16 protein-coding genes and 2 pseudogenes are annotated in these 25,920 nt (G+C 65.5%); 10 read left to right on the forward strand and 8 right to left on the reverse strand.

Annotated elements, in window-relative coordinates:
* Positions 1–30: 30 nt before the first annotated feature.
* Positions 31–1,056 carry a LacI family DNA-binding transcriptional regulator gene (locus AW274_RS19610; RefSeq protein WP_062434236.1) on the forward strand — a complete coding sequence of 342 codons (1,026 nt, stop codon included), beginning with the start codon at positions 31–33 and terminating at the stop codon, positions 1,054–1,056.
* On the opposite strand, the gene AW274_RS19615 is transcribed toward AW274_RS19610, so the two are convergent.
* Positions 1,053–2,288 carry an SGNH/GDSL hydrolase family protein gene (locus AW274_RS19615; protein ID WP_062434238.1) on the reverse strand — a complete coding sequence of 412 codons (1,236 nt, stop codon included), beginning with the start codon at positions 2,286–2,288 and terminating at the stop codon, positions 1,053–1,055. The genes AW274_RS19610 and AW274_RS19615 overlap by 4 nt on opposite strands.
* Before the next feature lie 141 nt (positions 2,289–2,429).
* Positions 2,430–3,155 (reverse strand): DUF3152 domain-containing protein, encoded by a 726-nt coding sequence (locus AW274_RS19620; RefSeq protein WP_269750587.1) that lies wholly within the window; start codon positions 3,153–3,155, stop codon positions 2,430–2,432.
* A 156-nt stretch (positions 3,156–3,311) separates the two neighbouring features.
* On the opposite strand from AW274_RS19620, the gene AW274_RS41375 reads away from it, so the two are divergent.
* The gene (locus AW274_RS41375; RefSeq protein WP_062434241.1) at positions 3,312–4,121 is read left to right on the forward strand and encodes a CHAP domain-containing protein; all 810 of its coding nucleotides are present in this window, start codon (positions 3,312–3,314) and stop codon (positions 4,119–4,121) included.
* Between the two features lie 84 nt (positions 4,122–4,205).
* Here AW274_RS41375 and AW274_RS19630 read toward each other — a convergent pair whose 3' ends face one another.
* Positions 4,206–5,159 carry an NADP-dependent oxidoreductase gene (locus tag AW274_RS19630; protein ID WP_062434244.1) on the reverse strand — a complete coding sequence of 318 codons (954 nt, stop codon included), beginning with the start codon at positions 5,157–5,159 and terminating at the stop codon, positions 4,206–4,208.
* Between the two features lie 135 nt (positions 5,160–5,294).
* Here AW274_RS19630 and AW274_RS19635 point away from each other — a divergent pair, with 135 nt between their 5' ends.
* A complete protein-coding gene (locus tag AW274_RS19635; protein ID WP_062434729.1) occupies positions 5,295–5,657 on the forward strand; it encodes a winged helix-turn-helix transcriptional regulator in 363 nt (120 codons plus the stop codon).
* A 622-nt stretch (positions 5,658–6,279) separates the two neighbouring features.
* Here AW274_RS19635 and AW274_RS19640 read toward each other — a convergent pair.
* The gene (locus tag AW274_RS19640) at positions 6,280–7,917 is read right to left on the reverse strand and encodes an ABC-F family ATP-binding cassette domain-containing protein (RefSeq protein ID WP_062434731.1); all 1,638 of its coding nucleotides are present in this window, start codon (positions 7,915–7,917) and stop codon (positions 6,280–6,282) included.
* A gap of 560 nt (positions 7,918–8,477) precedes the next feature.
* Between AW274_RS19640 and AW274_RS41380 the strand changes: the two genes are divergently transcribed.
* The 7 genes and pseudogenes from AW274_RS41380 (at position 8,478) to AW274_RS19670 (ending at position 13,098) form a co-directional block, all read left to right on the forward strand.
* Positions 8,478–9,059, forward strand: coding sequence for a hypothetical protein (locus AW274_RS41380; protein ID WP_198169287.1), 582 nt, complete (start codon positions 8,478–8,480; stop codon positions 9,057–9,059).
* On the forward strand, positions 9,013–9,408 hold the full coding sequence (locus AW274_RS40410) for a hypothetical protein (protein WP_062434251.1): 396 nt from the start codon (positions 9,013–9,015) through the stop codon (positions 9,406–9,408). Before AW274_RS41380 ends, AW274_RS40410 begins: the two co-directional genes overlap by 47 nt.
* 924 nt (positions 9,409–10,332) lie before the next feature.
* Positions 10,333–11,196 (forward strand): hypothetical protein, encoded by an 864-nt coding sequence (locus AW274_RS19655; RefSeq protein ID WP_062434253.1) that lies wholly within the window; start codon positions 10,333–10,335, stop codon positions 11,194–11,196.
* A 108-nt stretch (positions 11,197–11,304) separates the two neighbouring features.
* Positions 11,305–11,472 (forward strand): hypothetical protein, encoded by a 168-nt coding sequence (locus AW274_RS41385; protein ID WP_198169288.1) that lies wholly within the window; start codon positions 11,305–11,307, stop codon positions 11,470–11,472.
* A gap of 28 nt (positions 11,473–11,500) precedes the next feature.
* The gene (locus tag AW274_RS43000) at positions 11,501–11,881 is read left to right on the forward strand and encodes a hypothetical protein (RefSeq protein WP_198169289.1); all 381 of its coding nucleotides are present in this window, start codon (positions 11,501–11,503) and stop codon (positions 11,879–11,881) included.
* A gap of 174 nt (positions 11,882–12,055) precedes the next feature.
* Positions 12,056–12,214, forward strand: coding sequence for a hypothetical protein (locus tag AW274_RS43005; RefSeq protein ID WP_369408654.1), 159 nt, complete (start codon positions 12,056–12,058; stop codon positions 12,212–12,214).
* Positions 12,215–12,316: 102 nt separating this feature from the next.
* Positions 12,317–13,098, forward strand: a pseudogene (locus AW274_RS19670) (transposase family protein).
* A gap of 7 nt (positions 13,099–13,105) precedes the next feature.
* Here AW274_RS19670 and AW274_RS43010 read toward each other — a convergent pair.
* The 4 genes and pseudogenes from AW274_RS43010 to AW274_RS19685 all read right to left on the reverse strand — a co-directional run.
* Positions 13,106–13,324 (reverse strand): annotated as a pseudogene (locus AW274_RS43010) (hypothetical protein); the annotation flags it as partial.
* A 242-nt stretch (positions 13,325–13,566) separates the two neighbouring features.
* Positions 13,567–17,604: an Eco57I restriction-modification methylase domain-containing protein gene (locus tag AW274_RS19675; protein WP_062434259.1), complete on the reverse strand. Its 4,038-nt coding sequence runs from the start codon at positions 17,602–17,604 to the stop codon at positions 13,567–13,569.
* Entirely contained in the window at positions 17,601–20,459 is a 2,859-nt protein-coding gene (locus AW274_RS19680) for a DUF8741 domain-containing protein (protein WP_062434261.1), read from the reverse strand. The genes AW274_RS19675 and AW274_RS19680 overlap by 4 nt, the downstream gene beginning before the upstream one ends.
* Positions 20,456–25,618 carry a DEAD/DEAH box helicase gene (locus AW274_RS19685; protein ID WP_062434263.1) on the reverse strand — a complete coding sequence of 1,721 codons (5,163 nt, stop codon included), beginning with the start codon at positions 25,616–25,618 and terminating at the stop codon, positions 20,456–20,458. Before AW274_RS19685 ends, AW274_RS19680 begins: the two co-directional genes overlap by 4 nt.
* Between the last annotated feature and the right edge of the window lie 302 nt (positions 25,619–25,920).

Genomic DNA, 25,920 nt, shown 5'->3' on the forward strand with positions numbered 1-25,920 from the left:
TGGAGAGCGCTCTCCGCTAAAGTGGCGGATATGAGGGAAGATCGGGTGGCTTCGCCCACGCTGGAAGACGTGGCACGGGCCGCCGGGGTCTCCCGCGCGACGGTATCCCGGGTGATCAACGGCATCCGCAACGTCGACCCGTCGATCCAGGAGGTGGTCCGCCGGGCCATCGCCGAGGTGGGCTACGTCCCGAACCGGGCCGCCCGCCAGCTCGTCACCGGCAAGACCGGCTCGATCGCCCTGATCGTCTCAGGCGCCGGCCAGTTCTTCGCCCGCGTCTTCACCGACCCCTTCTTCGGCCGCGTCGTCGAGGGCATCAGCGGGCACCTGCGCCCGCTCGGCGTCCACCTGGTGCTGATGCTGGCCGAGGCCGCCGACGCGCGGGCCCAGGTGGTCGACTACGTCCGGCAGGGCCACGTCGACGGGGCGATCCTGGTCACCACCCACGCCGACGACCCCCTCCCGGCGATGCTGGCCGAGTCGGGCACCCCGGTCGTCCTGTTCGCCCGCCCCGACCAGCCCATTCCCATCTCGTACGTCGACCTCGCCCACGGCGCCGGCGCGCGCATGGCCGCCGACCACCTGGTCGCGCGCGGTTGCGAACGGGTCGCCACCATCTCGGGCCCCCTCGACGTGCTCGCCTCGATGGAGCGCCTGTCGGGCTTCCGCGAGGCGATGGCCCGCCACGGGCACGCCTACGTGCCGAGCGTGGCAGGCAACTTCACCAAGGAGAGCGGCGAACAGGCCATGGCCCGGCTGCTGGAGGAGCACCCGCGCATCGACGGCCTGTTCGTCGCCAACGACCTGATGGCCCAGGGAGCCCTGGAGGTCGCCGCCGCCCGGGGCCTGCGCATCCCGGGCGACCTGCGGGTCGTCGGCTTCGACGACAGCACCGCCGCGCTGGCCTGCCGCCCGCCGCTGACGACCATAAGGCACCCGGTCGAGGACATGTCGGCGGAGATGTCGCGGCTCCTGCTGACCCAGATCGAGGACCCCTCGCGCCGCCCGAAGTCGGTCATCTTCGAGCCGGAACTGGTCGTCCGCGAATCGGCCTAGCGGAACAGCCGCGCCGGGACCGCGTCGGCGATGGCCCGGTAGCCCGCCGGGTTGAAGTGCAGGTGGTCGCCCGTGTCGTAGGCCGGGAGCAACCGGCGCGGGTCGGCCGGGTCACGCGTGACCTTGTCGACGTCGATCACCGCCTCGAAGACGCCGCTCGTGCGGATCCACTGGTTGACCCGCTGCCGGGTGGCCTCGCGCAGTCCGGCCGGGTCGTCGTAGCCGGTGTTGCCGCCGAAGGCGGTGATCGTGGCGCCGTACACGCGGATGTCCTGGGCCTGCGCCCGGACGGCGATCTGCTCGTAGGCGGCGATCAGGTCGGCGGCGACCTGGGCCTGGGCGGCTTCGCTCGCCTCGGCGGTGCCGATGTCGTTCACGCCCTCGAAGACCAGCAGCCAGGCCACGCCGCTGGTCGCCAGCACGTCGCGGTCGAGGCGGGCCAGCAGGTTCGGGCCGAGGCCGTCGTTGAGCACCCGGTTGCCGCCCGCCGCCTGGTTCAGCACCGGGACGCCGCGCAGCCGGTCGGCCAGCACGTCGGGCCAGCGGTCGTTCCCGTTCGTCGTCGATCCGCGCCCGTCGGTCAGCGAGTCGCCGACGACGACGAGGGCGCGGGCGTCCGAGACGGTCTCGACGCCGCTGAGGAAGTACCAGTGGTCGGTCGGCGTCGCCCCCGGCAGGTCGGTGGCGGCGACGTGGTCACCGGCGAGCAGGTGCGAGGTCGTGCGCGACCCCGGGTGGGAGGTCACCAGGTTGGAGGCCTGCCCCTGCGCCAGGTACATGGTGACCGTGAGGTTGGTCCCGGCGGCGACCGGGAAGTTCAGCGGGTCGGAGACGGCCTGCGCGCCGACCGGCACGCTGACCGAGGTCCGCCCCTGGAAGGTGACCGGCCGCGACGACCCGGGCCTGATCGCGGCCACCCCCGCCTGCCCGTTCGCCGGCAGCGCGACCGCGACCTTGGTGACGGGCAGCGCGACGCCGCCGAACGCGTTGGAGAACCGCAGCCGCACCTGCCGGCCTCCCGCCGTGACCCGGACGGTCTGCCGCAGCGTCGTGTCGTCCATGACCAGGTTCTCCTGGGTGAACGGCGCCGGGGGCAGGTTGTGCGGCTCGGTGAGCTGCGGCATCGACGTCCAGGTGTGCACCCAGTCGGGACGCCCCTGGCCGAGGGCGGGCGTCACCCCCAGCAGCGCGACGGCGAGCACCGTCACGACCAGTAACCGGACACGCTTCATCAAGGAACCTCCCGCTCGTCTGGGTGGCGCAGACCGCCGGGAGCGTTCTTGTTCGGCCCGCGGGAGGCCCCAGTGTCAAGGGCGGGCGGACGGCCCGTCAAACACCGCCGTCAAGCGCCGAGGTCGCCGCCGAAAGGTTCATCAGGGCTCGCGCCCGGGGCTCGGCCACGGGTTCGGCTTGCAGCCCCGCAGGGAGATCGTCTGCTGCACCATGACCGGGGCCGCGCGCCCCCGGCCGGGGCAGTCGCGGTGGCCGTGCCCGAGGCCGTGGCCGACCTCGTGGCTGATGACGTACTTCCGGTAGAGCTCCAGGTCCTTGTACGTATCGGCGCCGAAGGCCCAGCGGCGCGCGTTGATGACCGCCCGGTGCCCGTTCCAGCAGGACAACTGGCCGAAGGTGCGCAGCGGCAGGCACTCGCGGTTGGTCGTACCGGGAGTGGCGAGCGAGACCCGGAGCCGGGCCGCCCCCTTGGACACCCGCTCGAACCGCCCCCACCCGCGGGGGTCGTTCAGGATCTCGTGGACGGCCGCCGCGAACTCGTCCACGTCGAAGGGCAGCCCCTTCTCGACCTCAACCATGTACTTGATCACAGGGGCCTTGCCCGAGCGGGCCTCGGCCCCGCCGGCGGCGACGCGGTACTTCCCGGAGCCCTTCTCGGGCACCTTGACCTTCTTCGGCGGCGGCGGCGTGGGAGCAGGCGGCGGAATGTAGGGCAAGGTCGCGCGCGGCGAGGCCGGCGGCGGCGGTGGCACGGTCCCGACTTGGGCCACGGGCTGCGGGACCTCTTCGGAGGGCAGCGCGAAACCCCAGGTCACCGCGCAGACCACGACGATCCCGGCCCCCGCGAACAGGACACGGTGGTTCACGACCCTCCCAAAACGAACTGAACGTGATCATACGGGAGGAGATCATCCGCACAGTTACGGTTGGGGGGTATTGCTCGCCCTTTCTGATGAATCGGGAGCGTACTTCCGATTTCCGAATTACAGTCGAGGGATCGGGAGGCATGGAGGACAGAACGGGTGGAACGTTCCCCAGAGACGATCACCAACGACCTTTTAGCCGTCGTCACCCGAGAGCTCGGATACCGGGAGAAGCCCGGACAGCACACCAAATACGGCGCGTGGTACGCCCAGACCGTCAAGGATCCGCAGTACCGCAACGCCGCATGGTGTGACATGTTCATCGCCTGGGCCGCGGACAAGGCCGGAGTCACCGACTACGTCGGCGCCTTCGCCTGGACGCCCTCACACGCGCGCTGGTTCGAACAGCACCAGGCATGGACGGACGAACCCGAGCCGGGGGCCCTGGTCTTCTTCGACTGGGCGGGCGGCGACGACATCAAGGGCATCGACCACGTCGGCATCGTCGAGAAGGTCGATGGCGGCAAAATTCACACCATCGAGGCCAACGTCGACAAGGTCTGGCTGAAAAGGAAGGTCCGCGACGAGAGCAAGATCGTCGGCTACGGGATTCCCCGGATGGTCAAGCCCGACCTGACGGTCGAACCGGCCGACGTGACCCTGGCCTTACGGCCTGACGCGGTCAGTTCGACCACGAGCCAGGCGGCCGGGGTCGACCCGGTCGCGGCGATGGCGACGGGGGTGCTGGTGGTGGCGGTGGGGGTCAGCCTCATCTTCGGCGGGTTCCATGTGCGCAAGCTCGCCTTCTCGGTCGGGCGCCACCGGAGAGCCGCGCCACCGCCGGAGCCGTCACCGGAACTGCCGCCGCCGTCGGAGGAGCGGCCGCTGGCGGGGGCGGTGGCAATCAGGTCGTCTAGGGCGCCGGGGGAGACGCCGGCACCGCGCCGGCGCTCGCGGCCGTACGCGTAGCCCTCGCTTCGCCACATGCGGTATCCCAAAACGCAGAGCTGTGGCGTGCCAGCCCGTCGCGCGTTCTTCCCGTTGGGAGAGAGGTCAGGAGACGACGGACAGAACGCGCTTGCCGCGGGTGTGGCCCCGCTCGCCGCGCCGGTGGGCCTCTGCGGCCTGGTCGAGTGGGAGGACGTCCTCCACCTCGACGGTCAACGTGCCCTGGTCGATGAGGTCGGCGATGCGGGCCAGTGCGGGGGCGTCCGGTTCGACCAGGAACGGGGTGGCGCGGACGCCGTGTTCGGCGGCGCGCTTCAGCAGCTCGGGTGAGACGCCGGAGGGCACCGCGACGAGCAGGCCGCCGGGTCGCAGGACCCGCAGTGAGCGGGTGCTCGTGTCGTCGTGCTCGTCGCCGACCAGGTCGATGACGACGTCGATGTCGCCGGTCGCCGCCTCGAATCTCGTGGACGTGTAGTCGATCACCTCGTCGACGCCGAGCCCGCGCAGCCACTTGTGGTTGGCGGCGCCGGCGGTGCCGACGACGTACGCGCCCAGATGCCGGGCCAGCTGCACCGCGATGTGGCCCACACCTCCGGCGGCGGCATGGATCAACACGCGCTGCCCCGCTCCCACCCCGGCGGTGTCCACCAGGCTCTGCCAGGCGGTCAGCGCGGCCAGCGGCACGGCCGCGGCCGTCACGTGGTCGACGCTCGACGGCTTGCGGGTGAACTGCCGTGACGGTGCGGTGACGTATTCGGCATACGCGCCGGCCGCACGGGGGAACCACGGCATCCCGTACACCTCGTCGCCCGGCGCCAGCGTGGTCACGCCGAACCCGGCCTCCTCCACCACGCCCGACACGTCCCAGCCCAGGACGAACGGCGGCTCGCCCAGCACCCCGGACATGCCGCCACCGGACCGCGTCTTCCAGTCCACCGGGTTCACCCCGGCCGCGTGCACCCGGACGAGGACCTCGGTGGGCAGCGGTTCGGGCCGGGGTACCTGCACCGGTTCGAGCTTCTCGGGCCCACCGAAGCCGGTCAGGCTGATCGCGCGCATGCTGGACACAGTCGTCTCCCTTGGTTGAACGGGTGGCCGTCGTCCGGCCGACCGCCAGGAAAGCTACCCGCGAGGTGGTAGTGACCTGCAAGGACCATTACTATCCGAAGGGAAGCTTTGGAGGGAGAGCCGGCCGTGGCCGCGAGTTGTGAGACGGGCAAGCACGACCACCACGACGTCTATTCGGCCCTCTGCCCGTGCCGGGAGGTGCTCGACCTGCTGGCCAACAAGTGGTCAGCGCTGGCCATCGGTGCACTCGAAGACGGCCCGCAACGCTTCGGCGAGTTGCAGCGGCTCCTGCAGGGGGTCAGCCCCAAGGTGCTCACCCGCACCCTGCGCCGGCTGGAGGAGACCGGCTTCGTGCGGCGGACGGTCTATCCCGCCGTGCCCCCGCACGTCGAGTACGCCCTCACCGACCTGGGCCGGAGCGTGTCCGTCCCGCTCGCCGGGCTCCGCGACTGGGTTGAAGACCACATCGACGCCCTCCAGTCGGTCTGACCGAGATCGGCTTTCAGCGGGCAGTCCGGGTTCCGGACCGGCCGCTGCCAGTTGTAGATCGTCCTCGCCGGCTACCGGTCACGCCGATTCGGACGGCCGAAGGACTGACATCAAGGTTGTGCCAACGAAGCTCGTAGATCCGAGCGAGGCCTGTCCAGCCTCGGCTGTACGCCCGCGGATGGCCGCATTCCGGTGCTCGGCGCAACCACACCTTCGACCAACGGGCGGCGTTGAACGAAGGCCGTGCGGGAGGGGCTGCCCCGCCCGGAACCTGCGGCTGCCCGACTCACCGCATCCATGGGCGTTCTCCAGCCGGCGCCGCGCCCCATCGAGCCCTGCCCAGGCGGTCCCGCTGCGTCCCGTCCCGGATCCAATCACAGGTCCCGAGCGGACAGCGCCTTTGGCCATACATCGACGAGGCCGGCTCGTGGAGTCCTCCATGAGTACCTGCATGTCGCTTGATCTGGGCCGATGGAGCCTTCGGCAGGGACAGAGGCATCCGCTGCCGCGAGGCGCTCGGATACGCCTGTCACCAACGGGATTCGCGGCATCGTCCAGAGCGATATCCATGGTCATGACCTTCCCGTTGTGCAAGCAGGAGGTCTTCCGGCAGGTGTCGTACTCAGATCTCCGTGACCCGCCCCGCACCGACCCGCAGGCGACGGCTCACCTGCACCGCCTCCAGCATGCGCCGATCGTGCGTGACCAGCAGCAGCGTGCCTGGATAGTGCGCGAGCGCCGACTCCAGTTGCTCGATCGCGGGCAGGTCGAGATGGTTGGTCGGCTCGTCGAGCACGAGGAGGTTGACGCCCCGGGCCTGTAGCAACGCCAGAGCTGCCCGGGTCCGCTCGCCAGGTGACAGGGTCGCGGCCGGGCGCATCACGTGTGCGGCCTTCAACCCGAACTTGGCCAGCAGTGTACGCACCTCGGCGGGCGGCATCGGCGAGACCAGCGCCCCGAAGGCGTCCAGCAACGGCTCGCCTCCCAGGAAGAGTCCCCGTGCCTGGTCCACCTCTCCGACCACCACGCCGGGGCCGAGCGAGGACTGCCCTTCCTCAAGCGGGAGCCGGCCGAGCAGCGCGGCCAGCAACGTGGACTTGCCTGTGCCGTTGGCCCCGGTGATGGCCACCCGGTCGGCCCAGCCGATCTCCAGATCGACGGGACCGAGTCTGAAGGAGCCGCGGCGGGCCACCGCCCCGCGCAGGGTGGCGACGACCGCTCCGGCGCGGGGCGCGGCGGCGATCTCCATCCGCAGCTCCCACTCCTTGCGCGGTTCCTCCGCCACCTCGAGTCGCTCGATCAGCCTTTCCGTCTGCCGGGCCTTGGCGGCCTGCTTCTCGGTCGTCTCGCCCCGGGCGTTCCGCCCGATCTTGTCGTTGTCGCTCATCTTGCGGCGCGTGTTCCTGACGCCCTTTTCCATCCACGCACGCTGGGTACGGGCACGGAGCTCCAACTGGGCGCGGGTCTCGGCGTACTGTTCGTATTGCTGTCTGGCGTGCGTCCGCGCGACCTCGCGCTCGGCCAGGTAGGCCTGGTAGCCGCCGCCGTACAGCCGAACCTGCTGCTGGACCAGGTCGAGTTCGAGCACGCTGGTGACGGTCCGGGCGAGGAACTCGCGGTCGTGACTGACCACCACCGTGCCCGGGCGCAGGCCGGTCACGAACTTCTCCAGCCGGTCGAGCCCGTCGAGGTCGAGGTCGTTGGTCGGCTCGTCGAGCAGGAAGAGGTCGTAGCGGCTCAGCAGCAACGAGGCGAGTCCCGCCCGGGCCGCCTGTCCTCCGGACAGCGAGGTCATCGGCTGGTCGAGGCCGATCGTGAGGCCCAGGTCGGCGGTCACCTGGGCGGCGCGCTCGTCGAGGTCGGCGCCACCCAGCGAGAGCCAGCGTTCCAGGCCCGTGCTGTAGGCGTCCTCGGCGCCCGGCAGACCCTCCACCAGTGCCTGCGTGGCGGCGTCGAGGTCGTGTTGTGCCCGGGCGACGCCGGTACGTCGGGCCAGGAACAGGCCGACGGTCTCGCCCGGCCTGCGCTCCGGCTCCTGGGGCAGATGGCCGACGACCGCCGTGGCCGGGGTGAGGCTGATGCCACCCTGCTCCGGCGTGTCGAGGCCGGCGAGCAGGCGCAGCAGCGTCGACTTGCCCGCGCCGTTGACCCCGACGAGCCCGATGACGTCACCAGGGGCGACCACGAAGTCGAGCCCCGAGAACAGGACCCGCTCCCCGTGCCCGGCCGCGAGATCCTTCACGACGATTGTTGCGCTCATGTCGTGAACGATGGTAGCCGCCATCTCGCGCGCCACCTATCGGTTACCACTGCGGTGACCGTCCTTGGCGGCGACTCCACTGACCAGCCCACCTCATCCAACCCCGACGACAACACGATCGTGGAATGGTGGGTGCGGTACTGCCGCTGTGGAGCGAACGCTATCTCCGGCACGTCCTGAGCGAGTACGAACAGTTCTACGACCGGCACCGCGCCGACCAAGCCCTCGCCCAGGCGGCCCCACTGCTCCTCGTTTCGCATCCGAGAACTGAATCCAAGCAGAACGCGACCTTGACCAGCCGTCGGCGAGACCGACTCGGCGGAATCCTCCAGGAGTACTCACATGCAGCATGAACTCCACGGATGGAATCTTCGGCGGGCACAGTGTGGTGTGCGGAAACTCAGCTGCCGAGATTGACCTGGGGGTTCGTGGCTCGAGCATGATGAGGTCTCGGGCATCCTGCTGACGGTGTCGTGGTCCTCCCTCGAGCTCGTCCTTGGGCGTGTCTTTCAGTTCCTGGTCCTGCTGGTCGCGGTGACCGGGCCAAAGCAGCCGAGATCGTGGTGCTTCGTCATCAGATCGCCGTACTGCGCCGTCAGGTGAACCGTCCCGATCTTCAACCTGGAGATCGGGTCGTGCTCGCGGCCTTGTCGCGGCTGCTTCCCCGCGCGTCGTGGAATGTCTTCTTCGTCACCCCCGCGACCTTGCTGCGCTGGCATCGCGCCCTGGTGTCACGCCGGTGGACCTCGCCGTCCAAATGCCCGGGTCGTCCCTCCACGCGCGCGGACAGCCGGGAAGCGGTGTTGCGCCTGGTTCGGGAGAATCCCACGCGGGGTTACCAGCGCATCAGCAGCGAACTGGCCGGCGTCGGCCTTCGGGTACCGCCCAGCACCGTGCGCGACATCCTCAACAGAGCCGTCCTCAAAACGCAGGCCGAGGGCATCTGGGCGTGTGATCTGTTCCACGTCGACGCCGTGTATCTGAAGCGGCTCTACGTGCTGTTCTTCATCGAGCACACCACCCGCGTGGTCCACGTTGCGGGCGTCACGGCGCATCCGACCGGAACCTGGTCGCTCAACAGCCCGCAACCTGGTCATGAACCTGGGAGAGCAGGCCGAGGACATCAGATTCCTCATTCGTGATCGGGACGCCAGGTTCACCGCTGTCTTTGACGAGTTGTTCACCTCATTCGGCGCCCGCATCATCAAAACACCGGTTCGCGCCCCGCAGGGCAACGCGATTGCCGAGCGTTGGGATGGCGCCGTTCGAAGGGAATGCACCGATCGGCTGCTGATCTACGGTGAAGGCCATCTCCGCAGAGTCCTGCAGGCATACGGACGGCATTACAACCGCACCGTCCTCATCGCGGACGAGGCCGTCGGCGGCCTCAACCACCACATGACCCGGTTCCGCCAAGCGATCTCGATCAGGTCCGCTTGCAACGCCGACAGGTACTCGACGGCCATCAACCAGTACCGGCGGGCTTCATAGACGGAGTGAATAACCGCCGTTCAGGGGCCATATCCGGGTGTTCGCACCCCACAAGGCACGCAGCAGGACTTCCCGGCGTTTGAACCGGTCCGCCACCTGTGCGAACGCCTCATCCAGAGCTGAACGCAGACACCTGGCATCCAACTGTTCTGCCCTGGCCATCGCATGATCTTCAGATCCATCACAACTGGATGGTCACAGCGGTGGCCGTCGCCTTGGCTGATATCCACGTAGTGCTCGTACGCGCGTACGGACAAGCACAGCGAGCCAGTGACGGCTACCTCGTCAAGATCTCACTGCGGCTGCCTACTAGGCAGGGCTTTTGCCAAGCTGCGTTGGGTATTTTTTCGAACCGGACCACCGCCTGATCCGTGGCCGAAAATATGTTTCGGCATGGGCGAAAATTGGAGCCCTGGTACTCCCAATTCGGGAGCGTCGAATTTCCTGATAGGCTCCAAAGGGATTATTTATACATTTATAATTGTTTTTGGGTTCTCCCGTAGGGCGCATCAGGCCTCAGGGCAATGTGATCATCATCACATTGCTGAGGAATCCTGAATACTTGTAGAAGATCACCTGACAGTCGACTTAGTGCTTAACGGGGGCGCTTAGTGAGAAAGTCGGGTAAAACCGCATTTTTATTGACGTTGGGTAGTTTATCCCACGAATATTCCGGGCGAATGGAGCTCTGGCACCACAAGAAGGCTGGCGGGAAACAGATCGCAGTGGTATTCGAAACAGGTGAGAAGTTCGGCACGTGGATGAGGTACGACGGAAGACGATACTAAGCTGAACAGCTGTCGATGATGCGATGTTCGCCATGCCGGAAGTCCCCGGCATGGCGGTCATTGCGTTCGCTCGCCGGCACGAACTATCTGCCCAGCACGGCCGTTCGATGAATGGTAGAAAACAATGCTCTTACGAGTGCGGAACCTCGTCGCCGTTCCGCTCGTCGCTCTCATGGCCCTCGCGACCTCGTGCGTGGATGCCGACCGGGAGCTCACGCGCGATGAGTGGGCGGAGCTGTACTCGGCTTATGCAATCGCCCTTGCCGTTACTCATCCCGATTACGGATCGGGTCTTCTCACTGACTACAGCGAGCCGAAGAACATCCTTCCCACGGACGCGCCGTCAGCTGTCTCCATCGACATGGCTGCGATTCCCGGTGGTCTAGGGCCGTCACTGACCACGGTGACCCTCACCCCGCGGAAAGAAGGAGACTATGAACTTGCAGGAGTAGGCGAAACGGGCGCTACCGAGGTTTTTCGTGAGGGCTATCTGAAGGGAACCGGGCGACCCGACCAGGAGCGCCACAAGGTGGAGCGTTTCCTCGAAGGTCTCGACAAGGCGATATCGACATCGGGTCTGGACAGACGGAAATACGGCGTCGCCCTCATCGTGGAACTGGACAAGCCGTTGACGAGCCGCGAGATGGAGTCGGCGGAACTGGACTCCGTAGCCAGCAGGGTGCTGTTCCCGGCCATCGGACCGGCGAATCTTCCGATGTCCTGGTCACAGGACAACTGCGGTGTCCTTCATACACCCGCCTGTGATGGATGGGATGAGGTCGAACAGTTCCGCGCCTGGTTGAAGAGCCTCCGCCCGGCACAGCGGCAAACACTGACGGGGAGGGCGTTCGATCTTGGGGGAATGGAACAGACCGCCGCCAGTGGCCGGATATCAGGGCTGATGGTCGATTGGATAGTGCCCGGTGGTGCGCTGGAGATCGTCCGCAATCCGCATGTGCGTGCCGCCTACCTTGTTGGAGTGGTGCAGTTACTCCCCTGAGGTCCGGACTGGGACATTGCGTCTGCCGATTATTCCATCCGTCCAGGTCACGACCTTGCGGGCAGGCTTCGATTCCTGACGAGGATTAGTGCGGCAGGATGACTGGTCATGCTTCTTCGCCTGGCCTACCAGGCCGTCACGAACATCTTCGCGGCGCTGCGGTTGCTGCCGGTGGGAGATCGGGATAAGGACATCGAGATCCTCGCTCTGCGTCACGAGGTCGCCGTTCTCGAACGGCGACTCGGCATCGGCGCTCGGGCGCGGTTTCGCGCCTGAGGACTGAGCGTTCCTTGCCGCTCTCCTGGTGCCGCTGCCCCGCGACGTGCTGCGCCGGCTGAGGCTCCTCGTCCGGCCGGATACCGTCGTGCGGTGGCACCGTGATCTGGTGAAGCGGCGTCATGCTCGTGCCTGCGTGCCGAAGCGGCGAGGACGCCCGCCAACCGTGCGCCCTTGTCTTCTGCTTAGTCCGGGGATTCTCAAGCAAGGAGGCATCGATCCGGCACCCGAGCGGTCGTCGACTACCTGGGCCGACTTCCTGAGCTCTCAAGCTGAGGCGCTACTGGCGTGTGACTTCATCGAGACCGTCACCCTCGACGGGCGGCGTCAGTACATCCTGACCGTCATCGACCACGCCACCAGACGCGTCCGCCTCCTCGGCACCACCGCACACCCGACCGCGAATTGAGTCGCCCAAGCGGTCAAGAACCTGGTGATGGATCTGGATGACACCGGCTGCCGGGCCCGCTACCTGCTCCGCGACCGGGACGGCAAGTTCCCTGCGCTCATGGACGAGATCCTCGCCGAGGCTGGCATTCAGACCGTGCTCACGGGTATCCGGATGCCGCGAATGAACGCGATCATGGAACGGTGGGTGCAGTCCTGCCTCCACGAACTTCTCGACCGCTGCCTGCTGTGGAACGAACGCCATCTCCGGCATGCCCTGCACGAGTACGAACAGTTCCACAACCGGCACCGCGCCCACCAAGCCCTTGCCCAGGCCGCACCGCTTCCATCGTGACGGTGCTGGTCACGGGAGCGCAGGAACCGGGATTGAGGCCGAGACGAGGCTCCCGGTAAGACAGCAGTCGACCAAGATCCGATGCCCCAACCGGGAGCCTCGTTGCTGTCTTACAGTGCCGCGATTCCGCTGTCGAACGACGCCCTGGCCCGCCTGACTGATCTGATCCGCGCCCGCCGTGCGGAGCGCCGCTGCCGATGGCGGCGCCTGAGCGCCGGACGTCAAGCCCTGCTGGTACTCGCCCACTTACGTAACGGCGACACCTACACCCGCCTGGCCTCGGGATTCTCCATCGGCACCACGACCGCTTGGCGCTACGTCCAGGAGGCGGTCGACCTCCTGGCCGCCCTGGCCGACGATCTCCAGGCCGCCGTCACACGAGCCGGTCGACTGGCCTACGCCATCCTGGACGGCACCCTGATCCCCATCGACCGGCTCGCCGATCAAAAGTCCTACTACTCCGGGAAACACCGACGTCAGGACTGAACGTCCAGGTCCTCGCCGACCCCATCGGCCGGCTGGTCTGGGCCTCACCAGCCCTGCCCGGCGCCGTGCACGACCTGACCGCCGCCCGCACCACTGACCTCATCCACGCCCTGACCAGCGCTGGCATACCGACCCTCGCCGACAAGGGCTACCAAGGCTCGGGCGGCACCATCCGCACCCCGTTCAAACGCCACCGGTATCGGCCGCGACTGTCCCCTGGACAGAAGGCCGTCAACCGCTCACACGCCCGCATCCGGGCCATGGGCGAACGCGCGGTCGCGACACTGAAGACCTGGAAAGTCCTGTCCAAACTCCGCTGCTGCCCGCACCGCGCCACCGCGATCGTGCAGGCAATCCTCACCCTTGACGCCGTCGAAACCGATCGCTACTCAGGATGAAAAAGGCTCAGTCTTCCAGCGTGTACGGCTTGCCGTCGGTCATGCCGTGGATACGCGGGTAGATGCCGTCACGATCGATGGACTCCCGGGCGTAGTCGATGGTGAGGATGCCGTCGCGCTCGGACCTCTCGCGGCCTTCGAACATGCCTCGGAAGATACCGATAAGCCGTAGTTCAACTCCGAAGTCAGGATCGAAGCGCAACGTCCCCGCGACCTGCCGCCCCGGATGTCCGGGAAGTCACCACTCGCCTACTGCCTCAAAGGCACGCCGAGACACCATCCGTGATCACCTTCCGCGTCTGGAGGCTCTTACCGTCGGGTCCCGCTCATAACGGGCACGAACTGACAGACATTCCTCGGCGTGCACAAAGGGCGCCAATTCGCATCGCGTTATCGAACGCGAGCCGGGACACCTGCTTAGCGGGTGGATCGTCCAAACCGTGTTTCCTTTACGGCTGACGGGGGTCGTTAGCGCGCACTATGGCGGGGGCCGTGGCCGGGAGGCGGGTCGAGTGGAGTCTGGTACGGCTTGCGCCCGTCCACGGCGTCCTGCATAGCGTCGTACATCTCCAGAATCAGCCGCTTGGTGCGATACTCGCCGTCGTATCTGGCCTCATCCTTGCGGCGAACAATTGGGAAGGCATCCATAATGTGGTCTACATCATCCCGTTCAACGCCATACAAATGCAAGAAGGCGGCGTCCAGTTCTGCTCGGAGCAGCTCCCGACGCGGCTCGTCCCACACGAAAGGTGCAGCGTTGTCACCTAGGTCTCGCGCGAATGATGCCATATCCCAACTCGTGAAAATGAGTTCAAGGATGCGACTAGAAATCCATTCATACGCATCGTCAGCTGGGCCATCCCTCCAGGCTAGAGATTCAGAGAACCTACTAGGAGGAATTACCGGGAGTTGCTTCAGGAGTGTTTGGATGAGATTAGCTCCACTCATCTTCTGCCTCGCTAAATAATCGAAGACGAATGAGCATAGATTGGCCAATAGGCAAGCTTGAGCAGGGACACTAAGCCTCGACACCACAATTGGTGCACCATCCGCGATTCCAGAAAATGGAAGAACGGTGAATACCGCTACGCGCTGACTCGTTGTCACGCGAGCCATCTTTCTATAAGAGATAATCCATTCTCGGTTGCTCGGCCAGCGTCGACTTGTCTCGGATCGTGGCACCCAATAGCGCGGCAATACGCCTCGGTCCGGATCAAGAGGCTGCATCAGTGGATTAGTTGGAGCCTTTATAGAAAATCTCGCCTCGCGCGGAATTCCTTCGAATGTATTGAAGCGGTGATTAAAAATCTGAAAAAGCTTCGGTTCATACAGCGGGACGTATGCCACATCGCCTGCGCGATCCATAAAATTGGAACCTAGGAGCACATATCCATCCTCAATCAGTGATTCCCGATCCCGGAAGTGGCCACTGTCGTTGGACGAGTGATAAACGGTTCCGAAGCCCAACTCCCATGGATTAACCGATCCAGTCTCGCGGAATATGACTACAGAATTCCGATAAAGTTTCAGCGTGACTTCTGCATCCCTGCGCGAAATGAACACTGGAATGGCGCTCGAGTTTGGGCTGACCTGAATAATTTCGTCTGGCGTGATCCGGAACCGACGATCCTCCACAGCGAGCTGGCCCGGGTCATCTAGTAGGAAGCTGAGCTCGGCCAGCGTCGCTGGACTGCTCAATCCTGAAAGGGTCAGCAGGCAAAATCTTACAGGAGCCCCGACGGCAGGAAAGATCTTCCTCCTATTCTCAAAATCGAAGAGGGAGATAAGCTGTGCCGAATTTATTACGGCCTTGATGAATTCCTGAGTGGTTGCATCTGTTGCGATACCTGTTGGCAGGATCACACCGATACGGCCGCAAGGGCTAAGGATTGATCTAGCGGTCTCAGCAAATATTGCATATGTATTAATATCGCCGCGGCCGGTCAGAGGAAAACGACCTGACGAACGCAGGAGGTGACTCTGTCCGTCAGCCTCGCGCTTGGATTCTAAAAACTGTTGATAAATCGCCCGGCCGAAATCAGTGTCAACCAGTCGCTTGATTAGCTTCTCGCGCGCTGCCTTATTTGGCGCGTTAGCAATTTCGTCATCGCGGGCCGCGAAGAACTCTTTCTCTAGGAGGGTTACCTTCTCCCAAGGCGGATTCCCAAGGACGCAGGTAAATCCACCTTTCCAGCCGGTTTCGGAGTTCTGATCTGCCGCCAATCCGCTAACGCGAAAAACCTCGGGAAATTCTAGATGCCAGTGGAAGAAGCGGTACTGCTCGGCAAGCGTGTCCAGCTCCTTACTTGTTGCATCGGGCAGCACACCACCGTCTTGCAAGTGGCGGATTGTGCTGGTCGTGATAGCGGTAGGAGCATCAGCGTGCTTACGCCAGACGAAGGCGGCACACCAGGCGTCAGCTGCACGACGGGCCCGGGTGAGGGCTTCGGAGGTGTCGAGCTCGCGGAAGCGGTGCTCCTGTTCCCGCACGTCCGCAACACGAGTAACCGGGATGGTGGCCAGCGTAAGAGCCTGCTCAGCCAGCTCCTTGTTCCCAACCCGCGTACCCACGTCGAACAGGGTGCCCTGGCTAGCGAGTTCCCGCCTGTTCTGTGCCTTCAAGGAGCTGACGACCGTCTTGTCGTCACCCTCGATGGCTTTAAACGCGGTCTCCGGAACACCATTCGCCAGAAGGGCCGGCGTGGCGCCGAGGAGGGCGTTGCCAACTTTGATGTGGGCGTCGAGGAAGGCTAGCGGCTTGCCTGGTTCCACAGACTCGATCCAGAGGGAAACCTTGGCGAGTTCTGCGGCGAGAGGATTGAGATCAACTCCATAGATGCACGTGCCGACGACCTTACGCATGGCCTCACGCACCGCCGATGGGACCGGCTCATCTTCGCCGGTGGCCAGGGCGGCGTATCGCTTGGCAATGCGGCGGGCTGCGGCGACCAAGAAATGGCCGGAGCCGCAGGCCGGGTCACAGACGGTGATTTTTAGAAGATCGTCGTGGTTGCCGGACTTGGCGTGTTCGTCGATAACCGGGTCGAGCGCAGTGTCGAGCAGCGACTCTATGAGCGAGCTCGGCGTGTAGTACGACCCGGTGGTCTTCCGGTCGTTTCCGGAGACCTTGTCCCTCAGCTCGAAGCGGGGACCCATACCGTTGGACGTGGCATAAGGGACAAGTTCCAGGAGCGACTCGTAGATGCTGCCAAGTTCTTCGGCTCCCAGGTGCTGGAAGTCGACGTCGCGAGGGCGGCCATCCTTGTCTCGGACGGTGGACATCCTCCTGATAGCGGTCAGCAGCGCCTCGTTTGAGAGGTCACACCAGAGGAACTGGTCAGGCTGCGGATCGTCGGTCAGTGTTTGGGCGGCGGCAGCCGTATGGAAGAAGAGGCCGCCGAGACCGGGCAGAGCGAGGGCAGACAGACCATCGTCCTCCCCTAGAGCAGCAATGACCTTGGCCGTGGTCTTCCAGAGGTCAGTGTGCCGGTCCCCGGAACGCTGGAGTGCGAGCCGGCGCAGGCGGCGGCTGGAGAAGTAGTCGGCGTAACGGTCCTTGGCTGCTTGTGGCGCCTTCGGGTCAAGCAGGGCGTTTCGGTCTTCGGCGACGAAAATGAATATGAGCTGGTAGGCGAGCCGGAGCAGCTCGTGGTGGAAGTCGCCCCTAACGAGCTTGCCGGATTCGAGCTGGTCACGGAGTTTGGGGTTGGCGACAAGGAAGCCCGTGCCGAGTGCTTCGAGGGCTTCCTTCACCCCGTTGCGCATCTGGTCCCGCGCCTTCATGCCGGTCTCGGCGGCGAAAGCGCGCCACTTCTCCAACCAGCAGTCGGCGCAGGTGGGCATCGAGTCGCCGTCCGGGAGCAACTCGAAGCGGGAGGCGTGCAGCAGCGTGTAGAGCAGCACGAAGTCCGAGTACAGCTCGCCGTCGAAGATGGCTTCGAGATCGAACTCGACGTACGCGGAGCCAACAAGCGCGGTGGAGTCGCGGAGGATGCGGAGCTGCCGACCGTTGGAGAGCACGCCCCACAGGTGGTCGTCGGAGAGGTTGAGGAACTCCTGCAACATCGACTGCGGAGCGCGCTTGGCGACTCCGGTGGCGCCCCGGTCGAGCGGAGTGTTCCACCCGATCAGGTGCATGGGCACGCTGTGCCAGAGGTGCGAGACGGCGAATTCCTTCTCCCCAACGCTGATGCTCCCACGGTTGAACGGGACGCGGCCAAAGCCGAATTCGTTCAGTAGGATGAGCAGCCAGCGGTCCCGGGTGATCGACGTGGCGGGGTCGCTCTCGGGAAGCATATCCACGCGCTCGCGGAAGGCGCGGTAGGCGCCGAGCAGGTACTCCCAACGGCGGCTGGCCGCATCGCCGAGGCGTTCGGCCGCCGCGAGGTGGTAGTCCTCAGATCGCATACCGGGGAGGTCCCGGTCCGCGGCGGCGATGCGGGAGAGCACATCCATCGGGATGAGACTGCCCTGAACCTCGACGGCGAGGTAGGCGGCGCTCCTCATCGGGCATCGCCAGCCGGGAGGTAGACGTACACACCGAGCACGTCGGCGGGGTGGTTGGCGGTCACCTTCAGTCCTCTCGTGCCCGCACCGACGGCGCCGCGGACCCGTTGGTGGGATTCTGCGAGCTTTGTGGCGAGCGTGTCGCCGCGGGCGCCCAGCTCGGCGGCGAACTCCGGGGACAGTTCCCGGCGGATCTCGCCGGTCGTCTCGTCCACTGTCTCGGTGACGAGTTCAGTCATGGCCCGCTCGGCTGTGCGCCGGACCAGTTCGGGCAGCGTGTTGGCCGGTCTCGCAGTGAGCAGTTCGGTGACCTCGTCGTCGCTCAGCCATTCCCGTCCATCGGTTCCGGCTCGGTAGCAGACGACCTGGGCGTCCTCGGCGACCAGAGTGCGGGGTCCAGTACGGCCGGGCAGGGTCACGTGGAAGCGGTAGCGAACGAGGAGCAGCGTGGTGCGTGCGCTGACGGAGTCCGTGCGGATCACTCCGCAACGGCGGGCCGGCCCTTCCGCGTCAAGTGCCGAGTCCAGGACCGTCCGGGCCAGGTTGCGGACCATGGGGTCGGTGCGGACCAGCGCGTGCGTGCCCACCGGGGCGGGGATGTCCGGGTGGAAGTCCAGGTTCGCGGTCTTGCCGTTGGTGGTGAGGCCGAGTGCGTGGCGTACCGAGACCGGGAACTGGCGAGTGTCGGCGTGGAAGCCGTCGGTGCGGGGTTCGACGATCGCCCCGAAGCCGGATAGCGAGTCACGGGCGAAGCGGGAGACGTCTGCGGAGCTGCCGAGGGCCGCGCGGATCTCCGCGACCTCCCGCTGGACCTCGTCGAGCTTGACACCGGAGTGGGCGTACTTGGTGAGAGCCTTGGACTCGCGGTCCGCGGCGCTTTCCCAGGCCCGGTGCATCTGATCGCGTGTCTTGGTCACTCCGAAGTCGAGGTCGAGCTGGTCCTGGTTCTCCTCATTCCGCAGCAGCAGGCCCTCGATCAGCGACTTCACAACGTCCTCACCACCGGTCGGGACGGGCACGGCGACACCGGTGCGGCGGGCGATAGTGCGGTGCTTGCGGATGAGCACGTCGAGCACGACTCCGTCGATGCCGTTGTCTAGGCCGTAGAGGGTGACCGCGCGCACCAGCGGGCGGCGCTGGCCGAACCGGTCGACGCGACCTTCGCGCTGCTCGTGCCGGGTCGGGTTCCACGCCAGGTCGTAGTGGATGACCGCCTGGAAGCTCTCCTGGAGGTTGACCCCCTCGGAAAGGCAGTCGGTCGCGACGAGGACATGCCTGCCGGGTTCCTCAGCGAGCTCCCTGATGACCTTCTGCCGTGCCTCCGGAGGAAGCTGCCCGGTGACGTGACGGACATGGGCCTTCTTGCCAAGCGCCTTGGCCAGGTGCTCGGCAACGTAGTGGGCGGTGGGGATGAAGCGGCAGAACACGATCGGGTCGTAGCCGTCGGCGAGCAGCGCCTTGACCTCGTTGATCAGCGCGGCCAGCTTCGCGTCGTCCTGCGGTCCTTCGATCTTGAGGAATGCGCGGGCCAGGCGTCGCAGGCGTTCGGTGTCCGGCGATGCCGAGTCGTCCTCGGTCTCGGTGAGCGCGCCGGCAGCGGCGTCGAGGCCTTCAAGGGTCTCCCCATCGGTGAGGTCGAGGACGCTGCGGCCGAGCTCGTCGGCCTCGGTGTCGTTTTCGGCGGCGACGGTGACCGAACGGGTCTTCAGGGTTTCGGCGGCAGCCCGAGGGGATGAGGCCACCGAGCGCAGCATGGCCAGTGCCGACCACCACGAGACCCGCTGTCGCAGGCCCGTGCCGGGCTTGCGGACGGTCTCCCGGGCGTAGGCGAGTACCTGGCGGGCGAGCTTGCCATATTCGCCGGTGAGCGAGTATGAGACGTCGCGGACCTGGCGGTCCTGCGGGAAGGGCGTCTCCTCATCCAGGTAACGGCGGATGTCGCGGCGACGGCGCTGGACGAAGTGGCGGGCAAGCGCCTCGCGGCCCTTGACGCTGTCGAGGTCGATGGTGGCGAGTGCCGGGTCGAGCAGCGCGATGAGGTCACGGAAGGCCTCCTCCTTGCCGCTGTGCGGGGTCGCGGTAACCAAGAGCAGGTGCCGGAGCGGGTCGGCGGCGAGCTCTTGCAGCAGCCGGTAACGGAGCTGACTTTGCTTGCTGGACGACCCCGCCGAGACGCAGGTGTGGGCCTCGTCCACGATGACCAGGTCGGGGCAGGTCCGGACGAACTGCTGATAACGCCTGTTGGCTTTGATGAAATCGGTCGAGACCACAGTGATCGGATGCCGGTCGAAGATGGACTCGTCCAGCCGGAGTTCGCGCTCCAGCCGGGTCGCGGTGGAGGCCAGCACCAGCGTCGCCTCAATGGCGAACTTGTCACGCAGCTCCGCCTGCCACTGCTCCGCCAGCGCAGGGGCACAGAGCACCGTCAGGCCGGACGCCTCGCCGCGTTCCAGCAGTTCCTTGGCGGTCAGGGCTGCTTCGACGGTCTTGCCGATGCCGACGTCGTCGCCGATGAGCAGCCTGACCGTTTCCATGCGTAAGGCGAGCAGCATTGGGACGAGCTGGTACTGGCGCGGCTCGACGGCGATGGAGGCCAGGGAACGGAACGGCCCGGCACTCGAGGTGAAACCGATCCGCAGTGCCGTACGGAGCAAGCCCGCCGCGACGCTGTCGCCGACCTCGTCCGCCGTCGGTGGCGGGAAGGTGGCGGCTGTGACCTCATCTGCAAACAGGCACGCCTCGAAGTCCGTGTCGCCGTTGAGTGGACGGACCATGAGAAAGTGATCGTCACTGCCAGGTTGAACGACCCATTCACGTCCTCGGGCAGCGACAAGAGACCCCGCAGTGTGGCTCATCGGCTTCCCCTGCCAGCGCCGAAAACGCTCGGGTATCTGCGCACGATCTCGTCCCACTCCTCGTCATGTCTGAATCGGATGACCAACCAGCCAAGGTCCATCAGCCGGTCTTCTGCCTGCATGTCGCGCTCGCTCACATCGGGGAAGTCGTGGTGCGGACCATCAACAAAGATCGCGACGTTGCCGGCCTGCGTGCGATAGAAGAAGTCCGGTTTGGCCAGGGCACCCGCGACGATCTCCTGAGATCCGTCCGGCAGCCGGTAGTCGCGTTCCCTGAGGAAATCGACGAAGCTCCGCTCCAGCTGGCTGTCGGCGGAGTCCCGGAGAGCGCCGACGTGCTGCTCGGCGGTCCGGTGCCCGCTCGACGGCTCGGTATTTGATTGCGCGAGATCGCGGAGGATCTCGACGACGCTCTGCCGGTCGATCTGTTCGTGCCACCACTGGTTGGTGTAAGAGAGGAGGCAGTCATAGCAGCCGCGTTCGCAGCGCTCGCGAGCTCCGGGAGCGTGACCGCGGTCCTCGCCCGTCTCGGGGTCGATGTGGATGATGTCGAGTGCCCGGGCCGCGACCTTGCGAAGGGCATCGCGCTCATCGTGGAGTCTCCGGAGGACTCCGGCCCCACCCTCGGCACTCTCGATGAAAAGCATCCGGGCGCGTCCATGCGGGTCGTCCAGCGGCTCACTGCTGAGTTCGGCGTCCTCAAGCTGGAACTCCGCCTCAATGCCACGCTCCAGCGCATACCGCAGGGTGGTGGCGACGGAGTCATTGACTTGTTCGGCGAGCCGAATGACGCAGATGTTCTTCCGATCTTCCACAAAGGGGACGACCTTTGTGATCCGCTGCGCCTTCTCCATGGAGATCAGACCTGCGTCCTCCGGCGCCTGGTTGGCCGCGTCGGAGTCCTTTACCCACCGCCCCTTGATGGGATCCAGCCAGTAGCCGATGTCGTTGCGGTTCTTTCGTCCGCGGCGCCCTTGGTTGATGATGCGGACAGTCGCGGTGTCACCGTAGATCAGCTCGGCCAGCGGACCGTCCGTCCCCTGGATGGCCGCCTTGAGACGACCGGAACGACTCCCATGGGTGCTGAAGCGGTAGCTCGTCTTCAGGTCGAAGCCGGCCTTGCGCCGCTCCTCCTCGTCTGAGGAGATCCTCTGGCGGCGGATTGTGTGGACGGTTTGCAGGTGCATCAAGCCGGAGAGCGACCCACCCAGTTCAACCCCGCACTCCTCGCACTGCTCGGTGCCCGCTTCGCGGTCGTGCCAGTAGCCGCACTCCGCGCAGATCCGAGCCTCGCCGGTCGCGACCTCCCCCGGTTCCCCTGCGGGCACCTGGATCTTGGCAACCTCGTAGCGGCGGCCTTCGTGATAGATGAGGGCGCCCGGACCGAACTCGCCGATCGCGATGAACCGGGGGCGCTGGATGTAGCTGGCCTTCTTCCTTTCCCCCGGGATATAGGCGGCCAGCGGAAGCCGGGGGAACGAGTAACCGGGCAGGAAGCCCTCAGAGGCGAAATAGCGATAGGTGTAGAAGTCGCTGAACTGGCGGTCGGTGTCCTCGTTCTTCAGGAGCCGCAACTGATTCTCCGCCTGGCGACGCCGCCCCTGGGCCTGATTTCGGGACTGGGGGGTCGCCGCATGGTCCAATACCCGGCGGTTCTGTTCAGCCTGCTCGGCGGTGGCCGCGCGGAACAGGTCTCGCCACCGATCGCAGGCGGCGTCGAATCCGGCGGCTGCATTGCGGATGGTGTGCTCAACCCACCCCTCGTACCACCAGGCGCTGTCGCCGAGGCGTTCCTTGGCCAGGAGATCGGCCACCATCTTCTTCGCCCGAGGCAGTGCTCGATGGAACGCCTGCTCGTCCTCTAACTGGAGCCGAAGGTTGTCGTGGATCGGCAGTTCGTCCACGAGGGAGACGTTGAGCACCTCGGGCATCCGCGAGTACAGCGAGGCTCTCGTCTCGGCGAGCCAGATGGCATGCACGTGGGAGCGGACGAGGTCCTCATTGGTGAGGTCCAGCCGTGGCGGCTGAACGCGGCCGACAACCATCTGCTCGGAACGCCGGAAGTAGTACTGATCGTGCGGGCTGCCGGTGGAGCAATAGGTGGTGATCAGCGCGGGCTGGCCGCTCCGTCCCGCACGGCCCGAACGCTGCGCGTAGTTGGCAGGAGTGGGAGGGACATTACGCATCGCGACGGAGTTGAGGGTGGCGATGTCGACGCCCAACTCCATCGTGGGCGAGCAGTACATCAGGGGCAACGTGCCGTCACGGAATCGTTTCTCGCGCTCCTGGCGTATGTCCGCCTGGACCTGAGCCGTGTGCTCGGCCGCGTGGATGCCGGCCAGGTTCCCCGCGACCGTGGCGTAGAGATCGCGAAAGAACTTGTTGACCCTGACACCCACCTCCGAGTCGACGGTCTTGCGCAGCGGATCGGAGGCTCCCTCCTTGCCACTGCCTGCCCGCCAGATCAGCTCGGAGGACTTGACCCGATAGCCTCGAGCGCCGTTTTGGGTCTGGTCCACCTGGACCAGCAGGCCATACTTCTCCATGACCCACAGCAACTGGGTGATGATCAGGTGTGCGTCGTCGACAGAGATCGCGTGCGGGAAATGAGGGAACGCCCCGGGGCGGCGCAAATAGCGTCCAAGCGCGGAGCGACCGGTGAAGTTGACCCGGTCCCGGCTCTCTCCCGGCCGCCCAGATTGAGCGAAGACGGTGGCTGCCCCGACTCGCCCATCGGGATCACTGAGCGCCCACACTCCGGTCAGGTGCTGCTCGGACTGCGTGAAGATCCGCTCGTACCCATCGAGGGTGAGTACGTCCACGTCGACTGCGAGTGCGCGGCGCATCTCGTCGAGCACGATGCGCGCCAGTGCGGCGCGGTGAACGGGTTCGTCGTTGCGCAGCGCCGGGTGTGTCTTCTCCCAAAACTCGGAGTCGGCGGCGATCTCGTCCAGGGCTATGTAATCGAATTTCAAGAGCCCGGTCTGCTCCAGGTTGGGCATGGTGATGCGCCAGCCCCGCGCCAGATCGACGTAGATCAAGTAGGAAAGGGCCCCGCGTAACGACTTGAGCACATGCTCGCGCTGTCCGAACTTCACGTCAGGGTTCTGGGCGAAGCCGGCCAACGGCAGATCTAGCGCCTTGGCCACGCGCTGGGCCACGTCGTCGTGGTGCAGGCCGTCGTCTCCGGCTGTCGCGGCGGCCCGATAGACAGCGCCGCGCACCTGGGTCACCTGAACGAAGTCGTTGAGATGACCCGCCTGCAGGCTCGCATCCTGCCGGTTGTCGACGAAGGTGAGCAGTTTGCGCGCCTTCTCGTCGAGGTTCCGCTGTTCGCGCAGGTTCCGGACGATGCTTGTACTGATGATCGACATTGCCGAACTGCGGCCCTCACTGGCGAAGGTCGCCAGCTTGGCGAAGTCCTTGCCCCGAGCCTGCTCGTAGGAGACCCGGCAGCGTAGGCAGTACCGGAACGGCTCACGGAAGTACCACGCCCGCTGTCCTTCGCCCGCGGGGCTCTCGCCGCCTCCCGGGCCGATCCAGACTTCGCGCGGTAGGTGGTCCCTGTGGGTCGCTCTGACCTGGCTGCCACCATCTGCGGCCAGCTCCAGCCACGAGTCGGGGAGCCTGCCAGCGGCGACAGGGTCGAAAGGCCAGGGGTGGTCAGAGCTGACGTAAAGGTAGCCGTTGGCCGCCTCGCCACCGGCTACGTTGGCCTCCTGACGAGCAGCGTAACTGCCGTCTTTTCGCCGGGAGACCACCAGGTAGTCCTGGCCACACTCCCGGCAGAAGGCAAGCGGAAGAAGGATCTTCTCTCGGTGCCCGGGGACACTCACCTGGTATTGGCTGGTGATGTACCGCCCGTCCTCGGGATCCAGGCTGACGTATGCGGTGTCCCCCTTGGAGAGGAACTGGTGCAGCCGGAACGCGAAAAGCGGCCGGGCGGTCTCCGGGTGCAGCGCCCTGGCCCCCTCCTGAAGGACCTCCTCGATCACCTCGGCGCATTCCTCCGCCGACCGTTCCGTTAGCTCGGCCAGAGTCTTGGCGGCCTCGGCGACCTTCGTGGGCTTCTGGCGAACCAGCCGCCCGCCACCCGGTTCTCTGGTCAGACCGAACTCTGACTCGACCCAGCTTGTCAGCGGATCCTGCGCCATGTCTCTGTAGGATCGATCGCTACCCGCATCAAACATTGACGCCTGCAGTTCGGCTTTGCCAGTTTTTCGGTCGGCAGTGGCACGAACGAGCGTCTCCCCGATCACCCGATCGGGAGTGACATCGATGCCGAAGAGCCTTGTCGCCACTCCCGCGACGACATCCTGTGCCTCAGCAAAGGTGGGGGTACTGGCCATTGTGGCCGAGGTTCCGACGCACTGAAGATCTGGTGCCATGCACGCGTCGCGCAGCCGCCGAACGAGGAGACTGACATCGGCGCCTTGGCGGCCTCGGTAGGTGTGCAGCTCGTCGAGAACGAGGAATCGCAGGCCCTGTGCGGCACCGATTAGATCCCTGCGCTCAGCAGGCCGTGTCAGCAGATACTCAAGCATGACGTAGTTGGTGAGCAGGATATCTGGTTTGCGAGCAAGGATGCGGGCCCGCTGCTCCTCGCTCTCTTGCCCGGTGTAACGTTCGAAACTGACCAGATGGCTTTCTTTGGGCAATCCCCATTGTAGATATCGGGTGAGCTCCTCCAATTGACTGTTAGCCAGCGCGTTCATCGGATAGACGACGATGGCTTTGACCCGCCCCGGGGCCGGATCGCGCAGGATCGAGTCAACGATCGGCACCATATAGGCAAGGCTCTTGCCCGAGCCGGTCCCCGTCGTGAGCACATAGCTACGGCCATCTCGTGCCGCCTCGACGGCTTCCCTCTGATGCTGATGGAGGTTGATCGTCCGTGTTCCAGGGTCGCTCACGTCGGATTTGGGGCGGAAGTACTGCTCACAGGCGGGATGAAGCACGCCTTGTGCGATTAGCTCTGTGATGGTGCCACCACTGGCGAAGCTGGGGTTGAGGGAGACCCACGGATGGGGCCAGCGAACTCGCGCCTCCCGTTCGTTCTTCAGGTACGCGGCGATACGCGGGTCACGAACACTCACCAACGACGTCGTGAACTCGTCGTAGTCGGCGATGAGCCGCTCATGTACCTGGAAAACGTCCATCCCCTATCCACCACTACCTTCCAGAGAGTGTGACCTTAATTGCCGTTTTGGTAGGCATTAATGGCCACCTTTGTGTCGGCGACGATGATCCAGGCCGTAAAGGTAAACCAGCGGAGGCCATTGGGCCCGGCATGTAGGTAACGTTGGGATATCGGTACAGACTTAACGTTCTATGAAGAATCCTCACAGTCGACGGTCGCGGAAGTGTGAGGGATGTGGCAGGCGATCCCTGCAAGAGGGGGCGGTATTGGTGCCCTTCTCGACACGCTGCACACAACAAGGTGCATCAATGGGCTGGCTAC

The sequence above is a fragment of the Herbidospora daliensis genome (assembly GCF_001570585.1).
Taxonomy (GTDB): domain Bacteria; phylum Actinomycetota; class Actinomycetes; order Streptosporangiales; family Streptosporangiaceae; genus Herbidospora; species Herbidospora daliensis.

What these genes read in the sequence shown, in the direction of transcription:
- AW274_RS19640 (WP_062434731.1), bottom strand. Translation starts at nt 7,917, where the DNA reads ATGAGCGCAACAATCGTCGTGAAGGATCTCGCGGCCGGGCACGGGGAG.
- AW274_RS19675 (WP_062434259.1), bottom strand. Translation starts at nt 17,604, where the DNA reads ATGAGGAGCGCCGCCTACCTCGCCGTCGAGGTTCAGGGCAGTCTCATC.
- AW274_RS41385 (WP_198169288.1), top strand. Translation starts at nt 11,305, where the DNA reads ATGCTTCTTCGCCTGGCCTACCAGGCCGTCACGAACATCTTCGCGGCG.
- AW274_RS40410 (WP_062434251.1), top strand. Translation starts at nt 9,013, where the DNA reads ATGAACCTGGGAGAGCAGGCCGAGGACATCAGATTCCTCATTCGTGAT.
- AW274_RS19680 (WP_062434261.1), bottom strand. Translation starts at nt 20,459, where the DNA reads ATGAGCCACACTGCGGGGTCTCTTGTCGCTGCCCGAGGACGTGAATGG.
- AW274_RS19615 (WP_062434238.1), bottom strand. Translation starts at nt 2,288, where the DNA reads ATGAAGCGTGTCCGGTTACTGGTCGTGACGGTGCTCGCCGTCGCGCTG.
- AW274_RS19685 (WP_062434263.1), bottom strand. Translation starts at nt 25,618, where the DNA reads ATGGACGTTTTCCAGGTACATGAGCGGCTCATCGCCGACTACGACGAG.
- AW274_RS43005 (WP_369408654.1), top strand. Translation starts at nt 12,056, where the DNA reads ATGGAACGGTGGGTGCAGTCCTGCCTCCACGAACTTCTCGACCGCTGC.
- AW274_RS19610 (WP_062434236.1), top strand. Translation starts at nt 31, where the DNA reads ATGAGGGAAGATCGGGTGGCTTCGCCCACGCTGGAAGACGTGGCACGG.
- AW274_RS19630 (WP_062434244.1), bottom strand. Translation starts at nt 5,159, where the DNA reads ATGCGCGCGATCAGCCTGACCGGCTTCGGTGGGCCCGAGAAGCTCGAA.